Below are 18,235 nucleotides of genomic sequence, written 5' to 3' on the forward strand. Positions count from 1 at the left end.
GGGCGCGCGGGAGTGCGGAGCGGTCGGGCGGCGCGGGAGCGGCGGCCGGTCAGGCCGCGCGGGAGCGGGCGGGCGGCGTCAGGCCGCGCGGGAGTGGGCGGGCGGAGGCGCCGGAGGCGCCGGAGTCGGCGGAGGCGCAAGCGGCGCCCTCGGGCGCGACCGCGGCACGAGGTCGCCGAGCCGCACGGATCGACGGGCGGCGACGGCGGCGAACAGCAGCGCGATCGCGCCCACCGCGCAGAGCACGAGCAGCCCGATGTCGCCCCACGCGCCGCCCGCGTCTCCCGCGGCGATGGCGCGCAACCCCGAGAGCGCGGGCGCGGTCGGCATCGCCGCGGCGAGGGAGGCCACCGCCGGCGGGACCGTGGACGACATCCCGGACACCAGCGCGAGCAGCCCCACGACGAGCGCGAGCAGCCGGCCGACGCCGCCGAACGCCGCGGCCAGCGCCTGGTTGATCAGGCAGAACACCGCGCCGACCAGGGCCCCGGCGATGGCCAGCTCGAGCCAGACGTCGGGCCGCAGGCCGAGCCAGAACTGCGCGAGTCCGGCGGCGAGCACCCCCTCCCCGGCGCCGACGAGCGCGGTCACCCCGGCCGCTCGCAGGGCGATGCCCACCGAGGGAGCCGTGGTCATCAGATCGCGGCCGGGAACCGCGCGCCGGGCATACGCGGTCGCCAGGGCGCCGACCCAGAGGGCCAGCACGAGGAAGAGCGGCACCGTCGCGACGCCCGGTGGCGGAGCCTTCTGCGTCGCGACGACAGGTTGCGCGACGACCGCCGTGAGCGTGGCGATGTCCGCGGGCGAGTAGGTCGGGATGTCCTTCACCGCCGTGTCGAGCCCGCTGCTCAGCTGCTGCGCGCCCGCATCCACCTGGGCGGCGCCCGACGCAGAGGAGGTGGCGCCGCCGCTGAGGGAGGCCGCTCCGCTGCTGGTCTGCGCCGTCCCGGAGGCCAGCTGCGCAGCGCCCGCCGCGGACTGATCGATGCCGTCGACGACCCGGGGCAGGGCCGCGGCGAGCTGCTGGTTGCCCGTGGCGACCCCGTCGGCGACGGTGTCGAGCGTCCCGACGGCGCTGTTCGCCTGCTGCAGCGTCGCGAGCGCGGCGGTGACCGCCGCGCATCCGGGACCCGGACAGACCTGCGCCTGCGCCTGGGCGAGGGAGGCCGTCGCGGCCGACACCTGCCCGGCGGCGGCATCCGTCGCCCCGGCCACGGCGGTCGCGCCGCGAGCCAGCTGGGCGGACTGCGCGGGCAGCGACGCCGTCTGATCGCTCAGCGTCGAGAGGCCGGAGGCGAGGGACTGCGCGCCGGCGTCGACCGACTGTGCGCCGGTCGCGAGGCTGGCGGCGCCCGCGGCGAGCTGCTGCGTCCCCTGCGACAGCGCGTCGGCCCCGCTCGCGAGGCTCGTGGCCCCGGAGGCCGCGCTCCCGATCTGCGTGTTGATCGTGTTGAACCCCTGGTACACGTTGCCGAGGTACTGCACGGTGAGCTGGCGGCCGAGCGCGGCGGTCGCCGTCTGCGTGATCGCGGCCGTGAGGGCCGGGTCGAGCAGGGCGACGGCGGCCCCGGTCCGCACGGTGATCGACGCCTGCTTCGCCTGCGCGGCGGGTCCCGAGAACGAGAGGGCGTTCGCCGAGAAGGAGGAGGGGATCGTCACGACCGCGGCATAGCGCCCGCTGGACAGGCCAGCGCCGGCCTCCGCGTCGTTCGTGAGCACCCAGTCGAAGTTCTGCGGGTCGGCGGCGGGCGGCGCCTCGGCCGGGACGGGCGTCGGGCTGGGAGTCGGGGTCGCGGTCGGTGCGGGCGTCCCCGTCGACGTCGACGCGCCTCCCGATACCGTCGCGGACCCTCCGCTCATCAGCGCCCCGGCGAACTGTCGCCCGAGCGGGACGGTCTGCCCGTTCACCGTGACCGGGGTGTCGTCGTTGACGATGGCGGCGGTGACGCGGTCGAGGTTCTGCCCGGGCGCCCAGAGGGCCCAGGCCAGCACGCCCGCGACGATCAGGGGCACCAGGGCGAGGCCGGTGAGCGTGAGCGGCGCGAGCCGTTCGGTGCCCGCCCGGGCGGAGAAGGGGGTGCGTCTCATGGCTGGGGCTCCGGTTCCGTGAGGAGGGTGGAGGTGGTGACGTGCCGCACCGCGCCGAGCGGGACGAGCCCGTCGAGGTCGGCGTCGATGCCGCCGCCGAGCACGAGGGTGAGCGGTTCCCCGGTGTCGCGCGCGTCGGTCCACGCCCGGTCGAGGGCGACGGCGAGTTCGGCGCGCGCCGACGCGCCCGCGGTGCGGTCGGCGCCGTCGACGACCAGGATGCGCGGGTCGCCGCGCAGTGCGACGCGCACCGCCGCGATCGGATCGGCGCCGTCGCCCACCCGGGCCAGTCCGACGCGGGCGCGCACGGCACCCCGGCGCACCGGGAGCAGCAGGCCCGCCACCTTCAGCCGGCCGCCGGTCACCGGCGCGCGCCCGGCGATGCCGTAGAGGGCCGCGCCGACCGCGGCGGGATCGGCCTCCCGGATCACCAGTACGTCGCCCGCAGGGACCATGGCGTCGACCGTCGCGAGCGTGCGGTCGTGGCCGCCCATCCGCGCGCCCTCGGCGGCGATGGCGATGCGATCGCCGGGCTCCGGCCAGTCGGCGGCGTCGAGCTCGCGCTGGAGCGCCTCCCCCTCGATGTCGAAATGGGGAAGGGCGCGGTCCAGCCACCGCGGCATCCACCAGGCCGCGCGCCCGAACAGCACGAGCACCGCCGGGATGAGCGTCATGCGCACGATGAACGCGTCTATCACCACGCCGACCGCGAGGCCGACGGCGATGGGCTGGATGGAGGCGTCCCCTTCCGGGATGAACGCGGCGAAGACGGCGAACATGATCGCGGCGGCGGCCGTCACGACGCGCGCCGAACCGGCGAACCCGCCGTGCACCGCCTCGCGCGGCGCCGCCCCGCGCACGTGCTCCTCCCGCATCCGGCTGGCGAGGAACACCTCGTAATCCATCGCGAGCCCGAAGAGCACGCCCATCAGGATGATCGGCATGAAGCTGATCACCGAGCCGACGTGGGCGATATGGAGGGGGCCGGCCAGCCAGCCGCTCATGAACACCAGGCTCGACACCCCGAAGGCGGCGCCGATGCTGAGCAGGTAGCCCAGCGCGGCCGTCACCGGCACGACGATCGAGCGGAAGACCATGGCCAGCAGCACGAGCGAGAGCCCCACCACCAGCAGCGCGAACGGCAGGAGCGCGCCGGCGAGCCGCGCCGAGATGTCGATGCCGGCGGCGGTGTAGCCGGTGACGGCGAGATCGATCCCGTACTCGCGCTCGAAATGGTCGTGCATCGAGCGGAGCGTCGCCACGAGGGCGCCCGTCTGCTCGGAGTCCGGCGCTCCCGTCGGCACCACCTGGGCGATGCCCGTGTCGCCGTCGGGGTTCGGCGTGGCGAGCGGGACGGCCGCGACGCCCGACACCGTGCGCAGCTCGGCCGCGAGGTCGTCCATCAGGCCGACCGGGTCCGAGCTCCCGATGACGGAGCCGGTGACGATCAACGGTCCGTTGTAGCCAGGGCCGAAGCGGTCGGCGACCAGGTCGTAGGTGATGCGGGCGGGCTCCTGCTCGTCGAGCGATCCCGCGTCCGGGAGGGAGAGCCGCAGCGAAGCGGCCGGGAGCGTCGCCAGCCCGAGCAGCACGACGATGCCGAGCACCGTGACGAGCGGCCACCGGGTGATGGCCCGCACCCAGCCGAGGGCGACGGGATGCTCGGACCGCGGCCGCCGCGGGCCGGCGGCGCGACTCGCGGCGCGTTTCGCCGCACGCGCCGCCGCTCGACTCGCGCCTCGCTTCGACGGCCGCGCCGGCTCCCCGCGGTAACGCCGCGCCACCACCTTCATCCCGCCGAATCCGAGCAGCGCCGGAGTGAGCGTCGTCGACAGCAGCACGGCGATCGCGACCCCGAGGGCCGCCGCCACACCCATCGTCGTCAGGAAGGGGATGCCGGCCACCGCGAGCCCGAGCAGCGCGATGATCACCGTGACCGCCGCGAATACGACCGCGGAGCCGGCGGTGGCGACGGCGCGCGCGGCGGACTCCTCCGGCGGCATGCCGTGCTTCACCTGCTCCTGGTGCCGCGAGATGATGAACAGCGCGTAGTCGATCCCCACCGCCAGGCCCAGCATGAGCGCCAGCAGAGGTGTCGTGGAGGCGATGGTGAGCCAGTGCGTGGCCGCGAAGATCAGCGAGAGCGAGATCAGCGAGCCGAGCAGGGCCGTCACGAGCGGCATCCCGGCGGCGACGACCGACCCGAAGGTGAAGAGCAGCACGACGAACGCGATCAGGATGCCGACGAGCTCGGTCACGCTGATCCCCGCCGCCGACTGCGAGAACACCTGGCCGCCGACCGCGACCTGCGAGCCCGACGGCAGCTGCTTCAGAAGGTCCTTCCCGGCCTCCTGCAGCGCCTCCATCGTCGACGGCTCGACCGCCGTCTGCGCGACCGAGAGCTGGATGGGCACCAGCGCCGCCGACCCGTCGGCGCTGAGGTTGCCGCTCGACGGTCCCGAATACGGGGAGGAGGCGCTGGTGACCTGCGGGATGTGCCCGATCGCCGTCACCGACCGCTCGACCGCGGACTGGAACGCGGGGTCGTCGACGCTGCCGCCCGGCGGCGCGACCGCGATCAACTGCGCCGACGCACCGCTCACCTGCGGGAACGTCCGGGCGAGCGCGTCGAGCGCCTCCTGCGACTCGGTGCCCGGGATGCTGAACGTGTTGTCGGTCCCGTGGCTAAGCAGCGCGCCTCCCGCACCGATCAGCACCGCGACCAGCAGCCACAGGGCGAGGACCCTCCGGCGCCGCCGGAAGGCGATCCGGCCCAGCGCGTACAGGAAGGACGCCACGGCGCCAATGTAGAACTTTCCTCAGCTCCTCGGCAATGGCCCTGGCAGTGGCTGTGGCACTGGCCCTGCCTCGTCCCGGACGCCCCTGACGGCCCCCGCACACGGGTCGCGATAGGATCGAGTGCAGCGGTCGTCCGTGTGACGCACCGGTGCGCCCATCCATCGAGAGGACGTGGACAGTGCCCGCGATCGTGATCATCGGCGCCCAGTGGGGCGACGAAGGCAAAGGCAAAGCGACCGACCTCCTCGGCAGCCGCATCGACTACGTGGTCAAGTTCAACGGCGGCAACAACGCCGGGCACACGGTCGTCGTCGGGGACGAGAAGTACGCGCTCCACCTGCTGCCGTCGGGGATCCTGACCGAGGGTGTGACCCCGGTCATCGCCAACGGCGTCGTCGTCGACATCGAGGTGCTCTTCGAGGAGCTGGACGGGCTGATCGCCCGCGGCGTCGACGTCTCGCGCCTCAAGGTCTCGTCCAACGCGCACGTGATCACGCAGTACCACCGCACCATCGACAAGGTGACCGAGCGCTTCCTCGGCAAGCGCCAGATCGGCACCACCGGTCGCGGCATCGGCCCGACCTACGCCGACAAGATCAACCGCGTCGGCATCCGCATCCAGGACCTCTTCGACGAGAACATCCTGCGCCAGAAGGTCGAGGGCGCCCTCGACCAGAAGAACCACCTGCTGGTGAAGGTCTACAACCGCCGCGCGATCTCGGTCGACGAGATCGTCGAGCAGCTGCTGAGCTACGCGGAGCGCCTGCGCCCGATGGTCGTCGACTCCTCGCTGCTGCTGCACCGCGCCCTCGAGGACGGCAAGTACGTGCTCTTCGAGGGCGGCCAGGCGACGATGCTGGATGTCGACCACGGCACCTACCCGTTCGTCACCTCCTCCAGCTCCACGTCGGGCGGCGCGGCCATCGGCTCCGGCATCGGCCCGAACCGCATCGACCGCGTCATCGGCATCGTCAAGGCGTACACGACCCGTGTCGGCGCTGGCCCGTTCCCGACCGAGCTGTTCGACGAGTGGGGCGAGTTCCTGCGCGAGCGCGGCTTCGAGTTCGGCACCACCACCGGCCGCCCGCGCCGCACCGGCTGGTACGACGCCCCCGTCGCCCGCTACACGGCGCGCATCAACGGCGTCACCGACTTCGTGCTGACCAAGCTCGACACCCTCACGGGCATCGAGCGCATCCCGGTCTGCGTCGCCTACGACGTGGACGGCGTGCGGATGGACGAGGTCCCGGCGTCGCAGAGCGACTTCCACCACGCCGTCCCGATCTACGAGGAGTTCCCCGGCTGGACCGAGGACATCAGCGGCGCGCGCTCGTTCGACGACCTGCCCAAGAACGCCCAGGACTACGTGCTCACTCTCGAGCGCATGTCCGGTGCGCGCATCTCGGCGATCGGCGTGGGTCCGGCCCGCGACGAGATCGTCGTGCGCCACGACCTCGTCGACTGAGCGCGGGTTCGAGATTCACGTCGTGGCGGCTATCCGCACTGCGATAGCCGCCACGACGTGAACTTCGCCGTCAGAACCAGGTGCTGAGGCGCGGCGGCACGGCCGTGCGGAAGAGCCGGTCGAGCGCCGTCACGTCGCCCTCGATCCTGCCGGCCACACCGAGCGCGCGGGCGAAGTCGTGGCCGAGGTACACGCTGCCGAGCGACGCGACCGGCAGGGTCACGTCGGGGGCGTCCGCGGTCTCAGACACGGTCGCGACCCCGTCCGTCACGGACAGGCGGAAGCGGCCTCCCGCCAGGCCCAGATCGTCGACCACGTCGAGCACCAGCTCGCCGTCGCGCTCGTAGCCGCGCGCCGCGAGAGCGGCAGGGACGTCCAGGATGCGCACCCACAGGTGGTCGCGGATGCCCGTGACGGCGGCGCCGCGGATGTCAGAGACGAGCGCCGGCAGCGGCTCGTCGACGCCGAGGACGCCGGCGCGCACCTCGGCGACGAGGTCGAGCTCCAGCAGGAACCGCCACAGCGCGGTGAGCGCCTCGTCGGTCGCAGCGGCGAGGTGGTTGACCTCCACCGTGTGCCGCACGAAGTCGTCGCTCCCCTTCACGGCGAAGCTGACGAACCCCTCCGGCTCGCCCGACAGGGAGTCGTAGCGCACCAGGCGGTAGCGCTCCGGGTTCTCGGTGCCCGCCACCGGGCCGATCAGCCGGTCGGACAGGTACGGGGAGAGTCCGATCTCGCCCGGACGCGCGGCCATGACGGCGTCGAGCACGGCGCGCCCGGTCTCGCGGTACTCGTCGGGCTCGGTGAAGGACAGCCGGCCGGTCGTCGGGCCGCCCGCCCAGCGCACGCGCTTGGTGTCCACGCTCCAGTCGCTGACGAACGTGGCAGGGCCGAAGCCCCAGCGCCCGTAGATCACGGACTCCGAGACGGTGAGGATCGCCAGCGGCACCCCCAGCGCGTGCGCGGTGCGCAGCTCGCCGCCGAGCAGGGCGCGCGCGATCCCCCGGCGGCGGTGCGTCGGCGCGACGGTCACCGAGCTGATCGCCCACGCCCCGACGCGATCGCCGCCCGGCACGGTCAGCGGAGCGACCCACGAGTTCACGGTGCCGACCGGCTCCCGCGACGGCAGGAGGTCGTCGTACACGGCGGTCGTGCGACGGTCCGCGAGCGTCGCACGCCCCTCCGCCAGCACCTCCTTCGACGGAGCACCGCTGTGGAACCCGCGCTGATCGGCCCGCAACCACTTGTCGAACGCCTCCGCATCGGACGTGTCGACCAGGGCGAGCCGCAGGCCCGCCTCCTCGACCTCGTGGGCGGACTGCTCGTCGACGGGCGCGTTCTCGTAGCTCTGGTTCACCTCTCCACCGTACCCACCGGCCGTCCTCCGCCGCGAGGACCGGTCGATCCCTCTGAAGGATGACGCCGCCCGCGCAGGATGACGCCGTCGTCCGATGTGCGGCGCGCGGGCCGCGGCGAGCATGGAGGCATGAACGCTTTCGTCCCCGCCCCTCCGGTGCTCAGTGCCTCGGGGCTCACCAAGACCTACGGCTCCGCCGCGGCCCTCGCCGGTGTGGATGTCGCCATCGCTCCGGGCGAGTCCGTCGCGATCATGGGCGCGTCCGGCTCGGGCAAGACCACCCTCCTGCACTGCCTCGCCGGCATCGTGCGCCCCGACGCGGGATCGGTCGTGCTCGCGACCCCGCACGGTGCGGTGGAGGTGACGGCGCTGGGGGAGGCCGAGCGGTCGCGTCTGCGGCGGGAGGCGTTCGGCTTCGTGTTCCAGCAGGGCCTGCTGCTGCCCGAGCTCACCGCCGTCGAGAATGTCGCCCTTCCGCTCATGCTGGCGGGTGCGCCGCGTGCGGCCGCCGAGCAGGACGCCGCCACCTGGCTGGCGGCGCTCGGGCTCGGCGGGATGGAGCAGCGCCGCATCGGCCAGCTCTCGGGTGGCCAGGCGCAGCGTGTCGCCATCGCGCGCGCCCAGGTCGGCGGGGCGTCCGTCGTCTTCGCGGACGAGCCGACCGGCGCGCTCGACTCCCGGACCTCCGCCGAGGTGATGGATGCGCTCATCGCCTCCACCACGGGCCGTGGCCGCGCCCTCGTCGTCGTCACCCACGACGACGGGGTCGCCGCGCGGTGCTCGCGCGTGCTCCGCCTGGCGGACGGCCGCATCGTCGACGAGGTCCGCACGCGGACGGAGGAGTCGCGATGACCACGCTCCGCCTCGCCTGGCTGTTCGCGCGTCGCGGCGCCGCGGACCGCTCCACCATCGTGCTCCCCATCGTCGCGTTCTCGATCGTCACCACACTGCTGCTCATCGTCGCGGGAGGCGCGCAGGCCTTCTTCTCCTGGACGGACGACATCGCCCCGGTCTACCAGGGCCTCGCGGTCATCGCCCTCGCACTGCTCGTGGTCCCGCTGATCGCGCTCGGCGGATCGGCCGCGCGGCTGTCCGCACGGCGGCGCGACGACCGCCTCGCCGGGCTGCGGCTGCTCGGTGCGACGCCGGCCACGGTCACCGCACTCACGGTGATCGAGTCGACACTCCTCGCCGTGGCGGGCGCGCTGGTGGGCGTCGTGCTCTCGCTGGCGCTCGCGCCGCTGGTGGGCCTCATCCCGTTTCGCGGCGAGCCGCTCGGGATGTCCATCCTGCTCGGCCCGGGCTGGATCGCGCTCGCCGTGATCGGCGTCGGCGCGCTCGCAGCCCTCAGCGCCGTCATCGGCCTGCGCCGCGTGGTCCTCTCGCCCCTGGGCGTGCGCACCCGCCAGGACGCGCCCCGCACCCACTGGGTGCGTGTCGTCATCGCGGTCGTCGTGATCGGCATCGTGTATCTGGCGATGAGCGCGCTCGGCGGCTTCGGCGGGGTCGCCGTCATCATCGCCGTGCTCGGCGCCGGTTTCGGCGGCGCCATCGCCGTGCTGAACCTGGTGGGGCCGTGGGTGCTCCGGATGCTCGCCTCGCGCCAGGCGCGCCGCGCGCAGACGCCGCGCCGCCTCCTCGCCGCCCGCACGATCCTCGAGTCGCCGAAGGCGGCCTGGCGGCAGGTCTCGGGAGTGGCGATGACGAGCTTCATGGCCGTCTTCGCCGGAGTCGGCGTCGCGCTCATCGGCAGCGTGGGCGACACCGACCCGCAGAGCGCGCAGCTCGTCGCCGACATCCGCACCGGCGTGCTGATCACGGTGATCGCCTCGTTCCTCATGGTCGCCTGCTCGGCCGGCGTCAACCAGGCCGCCGCCATCCTCGACCGGCGCGACCTGTACGTGAGCCTGGACCGGCTCGGGATGCCGGTGAGCGAGATGAACGCCGCTCGCGGTCGCGCCGTGCTCTCGCCGCTGCGCATCACCACGGTCGGGTCCGCCCTGGTCGCCGGAGTGGTGGTGTTCCCGCTCGCCGGGCTCAGCCTCATCGTCGCGCCGGCGAGCATCGCGGTGATCGTGGGCTGCCTCGCGGCCGGCATCGGGCTGGTCTGGCTGGCCCTGCTCGCCACACGTCCCGTGCTGACCCGCGTGCTCGCGGAGCCGTCGCCCAGCCTCTGACCCGATAGGGTCGGAGCATGGGTGACACCGAGTCAGACGAGGCCGCCGTGGAGCGGCTGCACAGCATCCGGCAGAGCATCGACAACATCGATGCGGCGGTCATCCACATGCTGGCGGAACGGTTCAAGTTCACCCAGCAGGTCGGTGCGCTGAAGGCCGAGCACGGCCTCCCGCCGGCCGATCCGGAACGCGAGCGGGAGCAGATCCAACGCCTGCGCGCGCTCGCGGAGGAGAGCCACCTCGACCCGGCGTTCGCGGAGAAGTTCCTGAACTTCATCATCGCCGAGGTCATCCACCACCACGAGCGCATCGCCACCGAGAGCGGCAAGTAGCCGATGGTGTGGGACCCGACAGCGCTGCCGGACGCCATCGGCCGCACCGTCGTCATCACCGGCGGCAACGCCGGAGTCGGCTACTTCACGGGCGAGCAGCTCGCGAGGGCGGGCGCGCGCGTCGTGCTCGCCTGCCGCGATCCCGAGCGGGCCGAGGCCGCGGTCTCGGCGATCCGCCGCCGCGTCCCCGGCTCCCGCGTCGAGGCGATGCCCCTCGACGTCACCGACCGTGGGTCGATCGACGCGGCTGCCGAGCACCTGCGCGAGCGGGAGCGGGTGGATGCGCTGGTGCTCAACGCGGGCATCGTGCACCCGCCGCGCGAGCGCGAGACCGACGCGGTCGGCAACGAGCTGGTGCTCTCGACGAACGTGCTCGGTCACGTCCGGCTCGTCGCCGGAGTGTTGTCGGCGCTGGAGCGCACCCCCGGCTCCCGCATCGTCTCCCTCGGCTCGCTCGCGACCCGGCTCGGACGCCTGCGGCTCGACGACCTCCAGCTGGAGCACTCCTACACGTCCTGGCGGGCCTACTCGCGTTCGAAGATCGCCGCCCAGGCGTTCGGGTTCGAGCTCGACCGGAGGCTGCACGCCGCGGGGAGCGGTATCAGCAGCCTGGTGGTGCATCCCGGGTACTCGACCTCCGGCCGGAGCCCCGGGATCCGCGGGGTCAACCAGCCGACGCGGGCCAAGCGGTTCGTGGACAATCTCCAGGCCGGATGGACGCAGGGCAAGGACCACGGCGCCTGGGCTCCGGTGCGCGCCGTGCTCGACCCCGACCTCACCGGCGAGGACTACATCGGACCGGTCGGACGCACCAAGGGCATCCCGACCCACCTGCACCCGACCCGGGAGTCGCGTTCGCCGCGCGTGGGCGAGCGGCTGTGGCCGCTGCTCGAGGAGGCCGCGGGCGTCGAGCTGCGCATCGGCTGACGCGTCGGGCGTTCCGGCCCTGCTTGGGCTCCGCTCGGATTGCTCCGGCTGCTCCGGTGCCTCTGGCCGCTCGGATCGCTCCGGCGCCTCAGACCGCCCGGGTTGTTCCGGCGCCTCCGGCTACTCCGGGACGACCGTGATGGAGAGCAGCCGCTGCCCCTCGGGGACGGCGGCGCGGAGGGCGTCGCGCGCCGCGGCGTAGTCGGCGCCGTCGGCTTCGATCTCGGTCACAGCGGCGGGACGCATGACGCCGGTCGCGATCACGCGGCCGCCGCGCGGCATGGCGTTGTGGACGCGGAGCAGCTCGTACCCGTCGGGCACCTGCTCGTCGACCAGTGCACGCGCCGTCTCGGCGTCATCCGCCTCGGCCGTCAGCTCGCTCGTCTCGCTGCTCTGCACCATTCCGCGGACCTTCATGCCTCCACGCTATCGCCTTATACACCCGCACTGTTGACGCGTCTCCCAGTCGGCGTTCAGTCCGCTGGAGTGGGCTGAGTCCATGGAAATCGCATACACCGCCATCGCCCACGCCTCCGGTGGAGGCCGCGACGGGCACGTCCGCAGCGAGGACGACCTGCTCGATCTCGACACCCGTCCGCCGAAGGAGCTCGGCGGCTCCGGTGAGGGCACCAACCCGGAGCAGCTCTTCGCGGCGGGTTACGCCGCCTGCTTCCTGAGCGCACTCCACGCCGTGGGCCGCGCCGAGAAGCAGAACACCACCGACGCCGGCGTCTCGGCGAGCGTCGGCATCGGCCCGAACGGCGAGGGCGGCTTCGCCCTTGAGGTCGAGCTCGACGTCTACGTGCCCAACGTCAGCCGCGAGGTCGCCGAGGAGCTCGGCGAGAAGGCCCACCAGGTGTGCCCGTACTCGAACGCCACGCGCGGCAACATCCCCGTGAAGATCACCATCGTCGACTGACGAGGCGCTGTACCGCGAGAGGTGAGTTGTTGCGGGTCCCGGTAGCCCGGGACCCGCAACAACTCACCTCTCGCGCGTCTGTCAGTCGTCCTCCGGGGTGAAGATCGCCTCGATCGGGCGGTCGAACAGCTTCGCGATCCGGAACGCCAGGGGGAGGGACGGGTCGTACTTGCCGGTCTCGAGGGCGTTCACGGTCTGCCGCGACACCCCGAGCCGCTCCGCCAGCGCCCCTTGCGAGAGCGCGTGCTCATCGCGGAGAGTCTTCAGCTCGTTCTTCATCGCAGCTTGATCGCGATCGACGCGACGAGCCAGGCGAGCATCCCGCCGCCGTACAGCCACCAGCCGAGTCCCGGGATGTCGAGGCCCGCGACCGCGAGGAACCCGGCGATGACGGCCAGCAGCATGGTGACCACGAAGCCGACCGCGAGACCCTTCAGCGTCTGAAGGAGTTCGAATTCATCGGAGCGCAGCACGAACCGGACGAGCACCACGGCCACGGCCGCGACCGGCACGACCGGTGCCAGTGCCCAGAGGAAACGCACGGGGTCGTCGCCGTCGAGGTCTCCCCACACGAGCGACGCCACGAGGACGAGGACGTAGGCCACCATCCCGAGGCCGAATTGGAGAGCGAAGCTGCGCGTGCGGCGACGCTCGCTCGGTCCGACGGTTCGAGTGTCAAGTTCGCTTGTCATGCCTCCACTCTCCCGCACAGAGGCTGTGTATGTCAAGCATACTTGACAGAGACTTTGCGAAGGGTGACGTGTTGCGGGTTGCGAGGCGTCAGCACCCGCAACGACTCACCTCTCGCGCGTCGGCTCAGACCGCGACGCGGCCGACCTTCTCGGTCTTGTCCCAGCGGGCCTCGGCCCCGGCGAGCTCCTTGAAGTAGGAGTCGAGCGTGATCGCGCAGAGCAGCGATCCGTACCCGGCCAGGTAGATGAAGACCGGAGCCAGCCAGCGGAGGCCCTTCCGCTTCTCGACGACCCGAGCGAGCCAGGCGACGAGCATCGAGAACGGGATCCAGATGTAGATCAGCAGGGTCAGGACGAAGAGGGTCGATTCGCTCAAAGTGACGCCGAAGAGCCCGGGCAGTCGGACGAGCATCAAGGTGGGGAAGAGTGCGGTGACCATCACCAGCATGTTGATGATGCCGGGGAACAGGATCACATGGCCGAGCGCCCGGCCCGTGGTCCTGCTGTCCGTCAGCGAGCCGAGGATGAGCACGAACAGATAGGCGAGCGCTGCACTGATCCAGAGCGCGCGGAACACCCCGGTCGCGAAGGGCGACTGCAGGAAGAGCAATCCGGTCAGGCCGATGGCGGAGAGCACCATGATCAGGGGCAGCAGCCAGAGGCTGAACCAGACGATGCCGAAGGTCCACGCGCCCAGGTGGTGCTGCTTCGACGGCCGGAACCAGACCTTCGAGTAGCGGGCCGTGACCGTCACATTGCCCCGGGCCCAGCGCAGCCGCTGCTTCCAGAGGGCGTCGACCCGACTCGGCTCCTCGGCCAGCACGTGCGCGTGCGGCTCGAAGACGACCTTGCGGCCGTTCAGCTGCGTCTCGAAGGTGGTGATGGTGTCCTCGGCGAGGGACGAGGTGTCGATGCGGCCGCCGATGGCGACGAGGTTCTCGCGGGTGTGCAGCTGGGCGCCGCCGGCGAGACACGCTTGCGCTCCGAGCACGTTCTGCGCGCGGCGGGCGGCGGGCTGCGAGAGCACGTACTCCACACCGATGAACTTGGTGAGGTAGTTGCGCCCGACGCTGCTGCCCTCGCGGATGTACGCCGAGACGGCGCCCACCTCGGGGTCGGCCAGGTGCCGCGTCATGCGCCGGAGGGAGTCGGGCAGGTAGATGACGTCGGCGTCCATGACGAGGAGCGCCTCCATCCAGTCCTCCTCCAGGATGCGGCTGATGCCGTGGTTGAGGGTGTGCGCCTTGCCCTGGCCGCCCTGCTCACGCCGGAGCAGGAAGACGTTGCCGGGGTACTGCTCGGCGCGGCTGCGGACCACATCCGGGGTGTCGTCGGTGGAGGCGTCGTCGACGACATAGATGCGCAGCGCCTTCTTGGGGTAGTCAAGCTTCATCAGCCGGTCCACGGAGGCGCCGATCACGGCGCCTTCGTTCCAGGCCGGGACGACGATCGCCACGCGCGGGAGGTACGGCGCGGCCTTCTTGTAGTGGTTGATCCAGGCGTGGAACGGGATCACGAAGAAGGTCGCCGCTGCGGCGATCACCGGGATGAAACCGGTCAGGGCGAGGATCAGGCACACGATCACGCCGATCCATTGCAGAACGCCCACGACATCCACCAGGAAACTCCCCTCGTCTACCCGCAACCCTACAGCGGGAGCGCCCCCGGACAGCGGAAAGCGGGCCCCGTCGGTGGACGGGACCCGCTTGTGCACAGGGCGCTATGAGCGGGGTGCTCCCAGGGAGCCGCCCGCTGCCAGCTTCATGAGGTCCGAGCTCAGGTCGATGCCGAACTCGTCGCCCCCCGCCGAGCCGAACTCGTGCTGGTAGTGGTCCCATGAGGCGTCGGTGATCTTCGCCTCCACCTCGCTCTCCATGAGCACGACCAGCTCGCGTGCGGCCCGGTCGATGCGCTTGCCGAGGGACTTGTCCTGCCAGTCCTCGGTCGAGGCGAACACCGACGTCGGGGTGGTCATCGTGCGCAGGAAGGCGAACATCGAGCGCATCTGCTCGTCGACCACGAGCGCGTGCCGGGCGGTGCCGGCCGTCGCGCCGAGCACGACCGGCTTGGCGATGAGCAGGTCGTTGTCGATCACCTGGAAGAACGACGTGAACAGTCCGCTCGGGCCGGCCTTGTAGACCGGCGCGGTCGCGATGATGCCGTCCGCCGCCTTCAGCGCGTCGATCGCCTTCGTGAACTTCGGCCCGAGGTGCCCGGAGGCGAGCGCGCCGGAGAGCTCCGGCAGCAGCTCGCGCAGGTCGAGGTGCTGCGTCTCGACGGTGCGTCCGTCGCGCTGGGCGGCGGCCTCCACGCGCAGCGCCAGCCGGTCGGCCAGCATCTTGGTGGACGACGGGTCGCTGACGCCGGCGTTCACCACCACCACGCGGAACGGCCGCTGATCGGTGTTCGTCATCACGTCCTTCTCTCGATCTCAGGCCCCGCCGCTCAGAGCGACGGGTAGCTGGCCTGGAACTGCTCCTCGGTGTCCTGGTAGGGGGAGGCGCCGGTCACGTTGTCGCCGCGGTTGGTGTTGGGGCGCGGCTGGCGGGGCTCCGCGTCGCCGTACTTGGCGGCGACGAGCGAGGCGTGCGTGGGGGCGTCGGGGGCCTCCGGGTCCTTGCGGGCCTCGGTCTCCTTGCGGAGCACGGGGATGACCTCCTCGCCCAGCAGGTCGAGCTGCTTGAGCACGGTGCTGAGCGGCAGGCCGGCGTGGTCCATCAGGAACAGCTGGCGCTGGTAGTCGCCCGCCCATTCGCGGAAGGTCAGCGTCTTGTCGATGACCTCCTGCGGGCTGCCGACGGTGAGCGGGGTCGCCTCGGTGAACTCCTCCATCGTCGGGCCGTTGCCGTAGACGGGGGCCTCGTTGAAGTACGGGCGGAACTCGTTCTTCGCGTCCTGCGAGTTCTTGGCGATGTACGCCTGGCCGCCGAGCCCGACGATCGCCTGCTTGGCGGTGCCGTGGCCGTAGTGCTCGTAGCGCTCGCGGTAGAAGGCGATCAGGCGCTGGTAGTGCTCCTTGGGCCAGAAGATGTTGTTCGCGAAGAAGCCGTCGCCGTAGTAGGCGGCCTGCTCGGCGATCTCGGGCGTGCGGATGCTGCCGTGCCACACGAAGGGCGGCACGTCGTCGAGCGGGCGCGGGGTGGAAGTGAAGCCCTGCAGCGGCGTGCGGAAGCGTCCCTCCCAGTCCACGACGTCCTCGCGCCACAGGCGGTTCAGGAGGTTGTAGTTCTCGAGCGCGAGCGGCAGGCTCTGGCGGATGTCCTTGCCGAACCACGGGTAGACCGGGCCGGTGTTGCCGCGGCCGAGCATCAGGTCCATGCGGCCCTTGGAGAGGTGCTGGAGCATCGCGTACTCCTCGGCGATGCGCACCGGGTCGTTCGTGGTGATCAGGGTCGTGGAGGTGGTGACCGTCAGGGTCTTCGTCAGCGCCGCGATGTGCGAGAGAAGTGTCGTCGGGGACGAGGAGAAGAACGGCGGGTTGTGGTGCTCGCCGATGGCGAAGACGTCGAGGCCGACCTCCTCCGCGTGCTTGGCGATCGTGACGATCCCCTCGATGCGCTCCGCCTCGCTCGGGGTGTGGCCCGAGACCGGGTCGCGGGTGATGTCGCTGACGGAGAAGATTCCGTACTGCATGGCTGCTCCTTGTGGGTTCGTCTCGCCGTTTCTATGCAAACGCATACAACGCTCCGCCGGCCGGAGTATTCCCGGCCTCCAGTCTGGCCTCCGGAAGGGAGATCCGGCCAGCCGTCGCAAAGGTCCGGACAGAGTGCGGCGCCGGGTCCGAATCCCGCCAGCCGGCGTCGGGGGCAGCCGCTAGCCTCGCAGAGTGAAGGTCGCGCTGCAGTTCGTCGCCATGGGGCTCATCTGGGGAGCCAGCTTCCTGTTCATGAAGATCGCCCTCGACGGGGTGTCCTTCGGTCAGGTCGCCTGGGCGCGCCTCGTGTTCGGCGCGATCACGCTCGGCGTCATCGTCCTCGTCATGCGCGGCCGGCTGCCGCGCGAGCCGATCGTCTGGCTGCACTTCACCGTCGTCGCGATCACCTACTGCGTCGTCCCGTTCCTGCTCTTCGCGTGGGCCGAGCAGTACGTGTCGTCGAGCCTCGCCAGCATCTACAACGCGGTCACCCCCATCACCACCGCCATCATGGTGACCGTCGCGTTCCGCGTCGAGAAGCTCAACCGCGACCAGGTGCTCGGCGTGCTGATCGGCGTGGTCGGCGTCGTGGTCGTCGTCGGGCCGTGGAGCGTCGCCGCCCTGACCGGCAGCCTCTGGGGGCAGCTCGCCTGCCTCGGCGCCGTCACCTGCTACGGCTTCAGCTTCGGTTACATCCGCCGCTTCATCAGCCACCGCGCCATCCCCGCGACGACCACCGCCTTCCTCAACATCGGCATCGCCGCCGTCATCATGCTGGTGCTGACCCCGTTCGTCGCGCTCGGCCCGATCACCTTCAGCTGGCCGGTGCTGCTCAGCCTCCTGGCGCTCGGGATGCTCGGCACGGGCGTCGTCTACATCTGGAACATGAACGTGCTGCGGGCCTGGGGGCCCACGGCGACCTCCGGCGTGACCTATGTGACCCCGGTGGTGGGCGTCGCGCTCGGCATCCTGGTGCTGGGCGAGCACCTCAGCTGGAACGAGCCCGTCGGGGCGCTCATCGTGATCGCGGGCATCCTGCTCACGCAGCAGCGGGTGCGGATCTTCTCCCGCCGCCAGGCCGAGCTGGCGGGTCAGCGCAGCGCGTAGCCGCCGTCGACGTAAAGGGTCGACCCCGTCGTGTACGTGCTCGTGAAGAGGTGGATGACCGCGTCCGCGATCTCGTCCTCGGTGCCGGGGCGGCCGAGGACCGTCGTGGCGCTGAAGCCGCTGAAGGCCGCCTCCCGCACCTCGGCGGAGCGCTGGGACCACAGGTTGCCGTCGATCGTCCCGGGCGCGATCGCGTTGACGCGCACGGGCGCCAGCTCGACGGCGAGGCCGCGGGCCAGGCCTTCGATCGCGGCGTTCGCGGCGACGTAGGCGGCGGCCGGTCCCGCGGGACGCACACTCGCCGCGCCCGACATGAGCACGACGGAGGCGTCGCGGGTCAGGAGGGGGAGCGCGGCGTGGACGACCCGGTACTGGCCCCAGAACTTCGATTCGAACGGGCTGCGTGCCTCCGCGATCGTGGAGGTCGTGAACGGGCCCGTCGTGTAGCTGGCGGCCGTCGTCAGGAGCGCGTCGACCGCCTCCACCGGCTCGAAGAACCGTGCGACGGAGTCGTCGTCGGAGGTGTCGACCACGCCCCAGGATGCGGCGTCGCCCAGCTCGGCGGCGGCGCGCTCGAGGGTCGCCGGGGTGCGTCCGCCGAGGCGCACGCGGGCGCCGGCGGCCACGGCCTGGCGCGCGACGGCGAGCCCGATGCCGGAGCCGCCCCCGATCAGGACGACGGAACGGCCGGCGAGGCGCTCGATGCTGTGCTGGGTCATGGTGCTCCCAGCCTGTCAG

Annotated in this window: 17 protein-coding genes; 7 read left to right on the plus strand and 10 right to left on the minus strand. The window is 71.9% G+C overall.

What is annotated here, in order from left to right; genetic code table 11:
* Positions 1 to 78: 78 nt before the first annotated feature.
* Positions 79 to 2,088: a hypothetical protein gene (locus BGO91_RS17780; protein ID WP_290474069.1), complete on the minus strand. Its 2,010-nt coding sequence runs from the start codon at positions 2,086 to 2,088 to the stop codon at positions 79 to 81.
* Positions 2,085 to 4,886 (minus strand): MMPL family transporter, encoded by a 2,802-nt coding sequence (locus BGO91_RS17785; RefSeq protein WP_290474070.1) that lies wholly within the window; start codon positions 4,884 to 4,886, stop codon positions 2,085 to 2,087. The genes BGO91_RS17780 and BGO91_RS17785 overlap by 4 nt, the downstream gene beginning before the upstream one ends.
* A 179-nt stretch (positions 4,887 to 5,065) precedes the next feature.
* On the opposite strand from BGO91_RS17785, the gene BGO91_RS17790 reads away from it, so the two are divergent.
* On the plus strand, positions 5,066 to 6,352 hold the full coding sequence (locus BGO91_RS17790; RefSeq protein WP_290474071.1) for an adenylosuccinate synthase: 1,287 nt from the start codon (positions 5,066 to 5,068) through the stop codon (positions 6,350 to 6,352).
* A gap of 70 nt (positions 6,353 to 6,422) precedes the next feature.
* Here BGO91_RS17790 and BGO91_RS17795 read toward each other — a convergent pair whose 3' ends face one another.
* A complete protein-coding gene (locus BGO91_RS17795) occupies positions 6,423 to 7,709 on the minus strand; it encodes a GNAT family N-acetyltransferase (RefSeq protein WP_290474072.1) in 1,287 nt (428 codons plus the stop codon).
* Positions 7,710 to 7,838: 129 nt separating this feature from the next.
* Between BGO91_RS17795 and BGO91_RS17800 the strand changes: the two genes are divergently transcribed.
* Genes BGO91_RS17800 through BGO91_RS17815 form a run of 4 tightly spaced genes read left to right on the plus strand, consistent with a single transcriptional unit; the run spans position 7,839 to position 11,145 of the window.
* A complete protein-coding gene (locus BGO91_RS17800) occupies positions 7,839 to 8,561 on the plus strand; it encodes an ABC transporter ATP-binding protein (protein ID WP_290474073.1) in 723 nt (240 codons plus the stop codon).
* On the plus strand, positions 8,558 to 9,886 hold the full coding sequence (locus BGO91_RS17805; RefSeq protein ID WP_290474074.1) for an FtsX-like permease family protein: 1,329 nt from the start codon (positions 8,558 to 8,560) through the stop codon (positions 9,884 to 9,886). The genes BGO91_RS17800 and BGO91_RS17805 overlap by 4 nt, the downstream gene beginning before the upstream one ends.
* Before the next feature lie 17 nt (positions 9,887 to 9,903).
* Positions 9,904 to 10,218, plus strand: a complete 315-nt coding sequence (locus tag BGO91_RS17810) for a chorismate mutase (protein ID WP_290474075.1) — start codon at positions 9,904 to 9,906, stop codon at positions 10,216 to 10,218.
* Between the two features lie 3 nt (positions 10,219 to 10,221).
* Positions 10,222 to 11,145 (plus strand): SDR family NAD(P)-dependent oxidoreductase, encoded by a 924-nt coding sequence (locus BGO91_RS17815; protein ID WP_290474076.1) that lies wholly within the window; start codon positions 10,222 to 10,224, stop codon positions 11,143 to 11,145.
* A 120-nt stretch (positions 11,146 to 11,265) separates the two neighbouring features.
* Here BGO91_RS17815 and BGO91_RS17820 read toward each other — a convergent pair whose 3' ends face one another.
* The gene (locus tag BGO91_RS17820) at positions 11,266 to 11,562 is read right to left on the minus strand and encodes a hypothetical protein (RefSeq protein ID WP_290474077.1); all 297 of its coding nucleotides are present in this window, start codon (positions 11,560 to 11,562) and stop codon (positions 11,266 to 11,268) included.
* 82 nt (positions 11,563 to 11,644) lie between these two features.
* Here BGO91_RS17820 and BGO91_RS17825 point away from each other — a divergent pair, with 82 nt between their 5' ends.
* Positions 11,645 to 12,064, plus strand: coding sequence for an organic hydroperoxide resistance protein (locus BGO91_RS17825; RefSeq protein ID WP_290474078.1), 420 nt, complete (start codon positions 11,645 to 11,647; stop codon positions 12,062 to 12,064).
* Between the two features lie 81 nt (positions 12,065 to 12,145).
* Here the strand turns inward: BGO91_RS17825 and BGO91_RS17830 are convergent, their stop codons facing one another.
* From BGO91_RS17830 to BGO91_RS17850, 5 genes are all read right to left on the minus strand, one after another.
* A complete protein-coding gene (locus BGO91_RS17830; RefSeq protein ID WP_290474079.1) occupies positions 12,146 to 12,343 on the minus strand; it encodes a helix-turn-helix transcriptional regulator in 198 nt (65 codons plus the stop codon).
* Positions 12,340 to 12,756 carry a hypothetical protein gene (locus BGO91_RS17835; protein WP_290474080.1) on the minus strand — a complete coding sequence of 139 codons (417 nt, stop codon included), beginning with the start codon at positions 12,754 to 12,756 and terminating at the stop codon, positions 12,340 to 12,342. Before BGO91_RS17835 ends, BGO91_RS17830 begins: the two co-directional genes overlap by 4 nt.
* 124 nt (positions 12,757 to 12,880) lie before the next feature.
* Positions 12,881 to 14,365, minus strand: coding sequence for a glycosyltransferase family 2 protein (locus tag BGO91_RS17840; RefSeq protein ID WP_290474081.1), 1,485 nt, complete (start codon positions 14,363 to 14,365; stop codon positions 12,881 to 12,883).
* A gap of 111 nt (positions 14,366 to 14,476) precedes the next feature.
* Positions 14,477 to 15,169: a CE1759 family FMN reductase gene (locus tag BGO91_RS17845; RefSeq protein WP_039923067.1), complete on the minus strand. Its 693-nt coding sequence runs from the start codon at positions 15,167 to 15,169 to the stop codon at positions 14,477 to 14,479.
* Positions 15,170 to 15,201: 32 nt separating this feature from the next.
* A complete protein-coding gene (locus tag BGO91_RS17850) occupies positions 15,202 to 16,389 on the minus strand; it encodes an LLM class flavin-dependent oxidoreductase (RefSeq protein WP_290474082.1) in 1,188 nt (395 codons plus the stop codon).
* 193 nt (positions 16,390 to 16,582) lie between these two features.
* Between BGO91_RS17850 and BGO91_RS17855 the strand changes: the two genes are divergently transcribed.
* Positions 16,583 to 17,497 (plus strand): DMT family transporter, encoded by a 915-nt coding sequence (locus BGO91_RS17855; RefSeq protein WP_290474083.1) that lies wholly within the window; start codon positions 16,583 to 16,585, stop codon positions 17,495 to 17,497.
* Here BGO91_RS17855 and BGO91_RS17860 read toward each other — a convergent pair.
* On the minus strand, positions 17,482 to 18,216 hold the full coding sequence (locus BGO91_RS17860; RefSeq protein WP_290474084.1) for an SDR family oxidoreductase: 735 nt from the start codon (positions 18,214 to 18,216) through the stop codon (positions 17,482 to 17,484). The genes BGO91_RS17855 and BGO91_RS17860 overlap by 16 nt on opposite strands.
* Positions 18,217 to 18,235 lie beyond the last annotated feature (19 nt).

It is taken from the genome of Leifsonia sp. 71-9, assembly GCF_001898805.1.
Classification (GTDB): Bacteria; Actinomycetota; Actinomycetes; order Actinomycetales; family Microbacteriaceae; genus Leifsonia.

Excerpts from the sequence above, each read along its gene's own strand:
- BGO91_RS17800 (WP_290474073.1), top strand. The coding sequence starts at position 7,839 with ATGAACGCTTTCGTCCCCGCCCCTCCGGTGCTCAGTGCCTCGGGGCTC.
- BGO91_RS17815 (WP_290474076.1), top strand. The coding sequence starts at position 10,222 with ATGGTGTGGGACCCGACAGCGCTGCCGGACGCCATCGGCCGCACCGTC.
- BGO91_RS17820 (WP_290474077.1), bottom strand. The coding sequence starts at position 11,562 with ATGAAGGTCCGCGGAATGGTGCAGAGCAGCGAGACGAGCGAGCTGACG.
- BGO91_RS17780 (WP_290474069.1), bottom strand. The coding sequence starts at position 2,088 with ATGAGACGCACCCCCTTCTCCGCCCGGGCGGGCACCGAACGGCTCGCG.
- BGO91_RS17835 (WP_290474080.1), bottom strand. The coding sequence starts at position 12,756 with ATGACAAGCGAACTTGACACTCGAACCGTCGGACCGAGCGAGCGTCGC.
- BGO91_RS17825 (WP_290474078.1), top strand. The coding sequence starts at position 11,645 with ATGGAAATCGCATACACCGCCATCGCCCACGCCTCCGGTGGAGGCCGC.
- BGO91_RS17830 (WP_290474079.1), bottom strand. The coding sequence starts at position 12,343 with ATGAAGAACGAGCTGAAGACTCTCCGCGATGAGCACGCGCTCTCGCAA.
- BGO91_RS17810 (WP_290474075.1), top strand. The coding sequence starts at position 9,904 with ATGGGTGACACCGAGTCAGACGAGGCCGCCGTGGAGCGGCTGCACAGC.
- BGO91_RS17845 (WP_039923067.1), bottom strand. The coding sequence starts at position 15,169 with ATGACGAACACCGATCAGCGGCCGTTCCGCGTGGTGGTGGTGAACGCC.
- BGO91_RS17860 (WP_290474084.1), bottom strand. The coding sequence starts at position 18,216 with ATGACCCAGCACAGCATCGAGCGCCTCGCCGGCCGTTCCGTCGTCCTG.
- BGO91_RS17850 (WP_290474082.1), bottom strand. The coding sequence starts at position 16,389 with ATGCAGTACGGAATCTTCTCCGTCAGCGACATCACCCGCGACCCGGTC.
- BGO91_RS17805 (WP_290474074.1), top strand. The coding sequence starts at position 8,558 with ATGACCACGCTCCGCCTCGCCTGGCTGTTCGCGCGTCGCGGCGCCGCG.